This window comes from Streptomyces zinciresistens K42, from assembly GCF_000225525.1.
Taxonomy (GTDB): domain Bacteria; phylum Actinomycetota; class Actinomycetes; order Streptomycetales; family Streptomycetaceae; genus Streptomyces; species Streptomyces zinciresistens.
This window is the reverse complement of record NZ_AGBF01000345.1, coordinates 1-4,075: the sequence shown is the minus strand read 5'-3', so window position 1 is coordinate 4,075 and position 4,075 is coordinate 1. Positions and strand designations below refer to the sequence as shown.

At 74.2% G+C, this 4,075-nt stretch carries 4 protein-coding genes and 1 pseudogene; 3 read left to right on the top strand and 2 right to left on the bottom strand.

Annotation, left to right across the window (positions count from 1 at the left end; genetic code table 11):
• Positions 1-185 precede the first annotated feature (185 nt).
• The gene (locus tag SZN_RS35990; protein WP_007505331.1) at positions 186-950 is read left to right on the top strand and encodes a bestrophin-like domain; all 765 of its coding nucleotides are present in this window, start codon (positions 186-188) and stop codon (positions 948-950) included.
• A 179-nt stretch (positions 951-1,129) separates the two neighbouring features.
• Complete coding sequence (locus tag SZN_RS35985) at positions 1,130-1,648, top strand: hypothetical protein (RefSeq protein ID WP_007505329.1); 519 nt, start codon at positions 1,130-1,132, stop codon at positions 1,646-1,648.
• A gap of 139 nt (positions 1,649-1,787) precedes the next feature.
• Here the strand turns inward: SZN_RS35985 and SZN_RS35980 are convergent, their stop codons facing one another.
• Complete coding sequence (locus SZN_RS35980; protein ID WP_007505328.1) at positions 1,788-2,273, bottom strand: hypothetical protein; 486 nt, start codon at positions 2,271-2,273, stop codon at positions 1,788-1,790.
• A 332-nt stretch (positions 2,274-2,605) separates the two neighbouring features.
• On the opposite strand from SZN_RS35980, the gene SZN_RS35975 reads away from it, so the two are divergent.
• Positions 2,606-3,268, top strand: coding sequence for a class F sortase (locus SZN_RS35975; protein WP_007505327.1), 663 nt, complete (start codon positions 2,606-2,608; stop codon positions 3,266-3,268).
• A 40-nt stretch (positions 3,269-3,308) separates the two neighbouring features.
• On the opposite strand, the pseudogene SZN_RS35970 reads toward SZN_RS35975, so the two are convergent.
• A pseudogene (locus SZN_RS35970) lies at positions 3,309-4,069 on the bottom strand (polysaccharide deacetylase family protein).
• Between the last annotated feature and the right edge of the window lie 6 nt (positions 4,070-4,075).

The following is a 4,075-nucleotide window of genomic DNA, read 5'->3' as shown; positions in this document are numbered from 1 at the left end:
GCCGGCGCCGAAGGCCACGCCGAGCCCGTCGGCCGCCCCGGTCCGCTACCCGCGCTATCGCGCCACACCGCGGCGGACCACCCCGGACGACGCCCCCTCACCCCTCACCTTCGTGCTCCTCATCGCCGTACCCGCCCTCGCCGCCGTGGCCGCGCTGCGCCCACGGTGACCCAAGGAGGTTTCCCTTGCCGGAATGGCTTGTTCTCACCCTCGCGATGCTGGCCTCCTGTTGCGTGGTCGTGCTCATCGCCGTCCTGCGGGCCCGCACCGCGCCCGCCGACGAGGACCCCTCGCAGACACCGGACGTCATCGACTACATGACGATGTGGATCGGCGTGGTGTACGCCATCGTCCTCGGCCTGGCCATCGCGGGTGTGTGGGAGGGGCGCAGCGCCGCCCAGGACCACGTCCAGGCGGAGGCCGTGGCGCTGCGGGAGATCTCGGAGCGGGTGCGCGTCTACCCGCCGGAGGTCCGCGACCGCATCCGGGAGGATGTCAACGCCTATGTCGGACACGTCGTCACCACCGAGTGGAGGTCGATGACCGACAAGGGCGAGGTCACCGCGCGCGGCGCCGCGCTCTTCCAGCGCATCCGCGTGGACGTCACCGACTACCGGCCGCGCACGGACTTCGAGGCGCAGGCGTACCAGCCGCTGCTGGACCAGGTGAGCGCCGCCGACCAGGCGCGCACCGCCCGCGCGAACTCGACCGGGGAGACCATGCCGGGCGTGGTGTGGTTCGGGCTGATCGCCGGGGGCGCGATCACCATCGGCATGGTGTTCGCCCTCCAGATCCAGCGCACTCCGCGGGAGTTGATCCTCGCCGGGCTCTTCTCGGCGCTGATCGCCTTCCTGCTGTTCCTCATCTGGGACTTCGACTCGCCCTACAGCCGGGACACCGAGACCTCGCTGCAACCGCTCCTCGACCTGTTCCCCCGCGCGAGAGGCTGACCCCCGGCCGGGGGCCGCGGCGCGCGCCCGCGACCCGTACGGCCCACACCGTTGCCCCGTTCGCGCGGCAGGGATCGCGCCCGTGGGCGTGTCTTCCTAGCGTTTCGAGCATCGAGGTGCATTCCGGCCCAAGCGGAACAAGCTCCGCGGCTGCTCCTCGGGGACCCGGGAGGAACACCATGCGCGCGATACGTGCCGCCGCGGCCGCTCTGCTGGGCGTCGGCGCCCTCACCGCGACCGCCCCGGCCGCCCAGGCGTCCGGGGACAGCTCCGGTTTCTGGGCCAGGGTCGTGCCCTCCACCGTCGAACCGGGCGGGCGGATCAGGCTGCGGGCCACCGGCTGCGAGCAGAGCGTGACCGTCTCCTCGGGGGTCTTCGACACGGTCACGATCCCCCGGGGCCGGACCTCGGCCGGGGCCGTGGTCGACCGGACCGCGCGGCGGGGCGCGGTGTACGAGGTGTCCTTCTACTGCGGCACCTTCTGGCAGAGCGTCGACCTCACCGTCGCGGGCCGGCCGGGACCGGACCGGCCCGACCGGCCGGGCCACCCCCAGAAGGGGGTGCGGGCGGGCGCGGGCGGCGGCAGCCTCGCCGGCGTCGACGCGAAGGCGCTCGGGCTGGGCGCGCTGCTCGTCGCCGGGGCCCTCGGGACGGCGTACCGCCGCACGCGGCGCCGCGGCGGGCGGGACGCCGCCTGAGTCCACCGCGGCCACCGGGACCTCCTGCCCCTCCTGTCACTCCTGACACTCCTGCGCCTCTTGCCCCTCCTGACACGGTTTCGCCCCGGACCCCCTCTCGGGGCCGGGGCGAAACCGTGGGGACGTACGGCGGGAGGGCTCAGGCCCGCTCCGCCCGGCGCCGCATCCAGAACACGCCGCCGCCGGCGAGCGCGAGGGCGATCAGGCTGCCGCCGATGGCCATGTCGGTGGGGGTGGCCCCGGTGGAGCTGCTGCCGCCGAGACCGCCGCGGACGCCGCCGATGACGGTGAAGGCCGCCGGGTTGGTCAGCGTCCGGCCCTCGCAGTTGACGGTGATGCTGTGCGAGCCGGGCCGCGCGTTCTGGTGGACCCGCGCGGTGCCCTTGGCGGTGCTGCCGCCCACCGGGCTGAGCATCGTGGTCCGGAACGCCTCCGAGGTCGCGGTGCCGCCCCGGGAGCAGCCGTCGACGGTGATGGTCAGCTGGCCGCCGCGGGCGATGACGCTGGGCAGCGCCACGATGTTGCTCGGGCCGGGCATGCCGTCCCGCGCGACGGCGGCCGGGGCGGCGACGCCGAGAGCGGCTACCGCGGTGGCAGCGGCCGCCAGGGTACGAGTGGTACGCATGTGTTCCTCCGCGGAAGACGCCCCGGGAACCCCGTCCCCGGTCGATCGGCGAGAAAGCGCCTCCCAGAAAGACCCTCAGATGCCGTGCGCCGGGCCGCATTTCGGCGATGGTCCGTCCTGGTGAGAGGACACGCCGGGCGATCACCCCGCGACCGGGATCGCCGCAGGTCACGACCCGTCAGAATTTTCCGGCCCGCGGAACTCGGATGGCGCACGGCATTTCGCCGGGCCACCCGTTCGACCCCTTCCCCGTCGCCGGTCGCACGCGCCGGACTTAGCGTTCCCCTATGCGCGGATGACGGGGCGACGGCCCCGTCGAGAGGGGTTGCCGAATGTCTCGGTCGGAGCTGGAGGAAGAGGAGGAGCAGCGCAGGAAGCGCGCTCCGTGGGGCGTGATAGCGCTTGTTCTGCTGACCGGTCTCGCCCTCATCCGCAACGGTTCGGGGGAGTTCAACGAGGGCCCGCCGCAGCCGGCGTCGGCCGCCGCCGCGGACACCCGGGCGCCGGGCGGCACCTTCGTCCGGGCCGCCCGCCCGCTGCCGTACGCGATGCCGGACCGGGTGCGCATCCGCAGCATCCAGGTGGACGCGCCGGTCATCCCGGTCGGCCTGGACCCGGACGGCTGGGTCAGCGCGCCCCCGCCGGAGGACCCCAACCTCTCGGGCTGGTTCACCGGTTCGGTCTCCCCCGGCGAGAAGGGCACCGCGGTCGTCGTCGGCCACGTCGACAACGACCAGGGGCCCGCGGTGTTCTACAACCTCGGATCGCTGCAGAAGGGCAGCCGCGTCGAGATCGCCCGCAAGGACGGCCGGACGGCCGTGTTCGAGATCTACGGCGTCGAGGTCTTCGCGAAGAACGACTTCCCGGGCGATCGCGTCTACACCTCGAAGGGGACCGCCGAACTGCGCGTCATCACCTGCGGCGGCGGTTTCTCCAAGCAGAACGGCTACGACGGCAACGTCGTGGTCTTCGCCCGCCTGGTCCAGACGCGCTGAGCGTGCGCGGCCGGGCGGGCGGCGGCCCGCCCGGCTCCCGTCACAGGCGGCGCCGCTCCGGAACGGTCAGGACGTAACCGGAGTCCAGCAGGCGCGGGAGGTAGGCGCGCAGCGCGCGGACGCTCTGGCTGCGGTCGCCCCCGGCGTCGTGCGAGAGCACCACGACGCCGGGGGCGGCCCCGCCCTCGACGCGGCGGACGATGCTGCGGGCGCCGGGGGTGGTCCAGTCGAGGGTGTCGACGGTCCACGCGAGGGGTTCCATGCCGAGTTCCGCGCCGAGCCGGAAGGCGGTGCGGTTCCAGGCGCCGTAGGGGGCGCGGAACCATGCGGGGCGTTCGCCGTACGCCTTCTCGACGACGTCGCTCGTGCGCTCCATCTCCTGGCGGATGCGGCCGCCGCCGAGCTTGGTGAGCAGCGGGTGGGACCAGGTGTGGTTGCCGACGACATGGCCCTCGTCGGCCATACGGGCCAGGAGGTCCTCGTTGTCCGCGGCCATCTCCCCGCACACGAAGAACGTCGCGCGGACGTCGTACGCGCGCAGGGTGTCCAGGATCAGCGGGGTGTAGCGGGGGTCGGGGCCGTCGTCGAAGGTCAGCAGCATGGCGCGGCCGCGGCCGGACATCCGGAGCAGGGGCTCGCGGCGCACGGGGGTGCGCGGCGGCACCGCCCGGGGCGGGCCGTAGCCGGTCAGGGGCCGCAGCCGGTAGGCGGAGGGCTTGAGCGCAGGGCGGGCCTGCGGGCCCGCGGCGGGGCGGCGGCCCGGACCGGCCTCTCGCCGGCTCCGGTGAGCGCCGAGTACACCCCGGC

Excerpts from the sequence above, each read along its gene's own strand:
- SZN_RS35985 (WP_007505329.1), top strand. The coding sequence starts at position 1,130 with ATGCGCGCGATACGTGCCGCCGCGGCCGCTCTGCTGGGCGTCGGCGCC.
- SZN_RS35980 (WP_007505328.1), bottom strand. The coding sequence starts at position 2,273 with ATGCGTACCACTCGTACCCTGGCGGCCGCTGCCACCGCGGTAGCCGCT.
- SZN_RS35975 (WP_007505327.1), top strand. The coding sequence starts at position 2,606 with ATGTCTCGGTCGGAGCTGGAGGAAGAGGAGGAGCAGCGCAGGAAGCGC.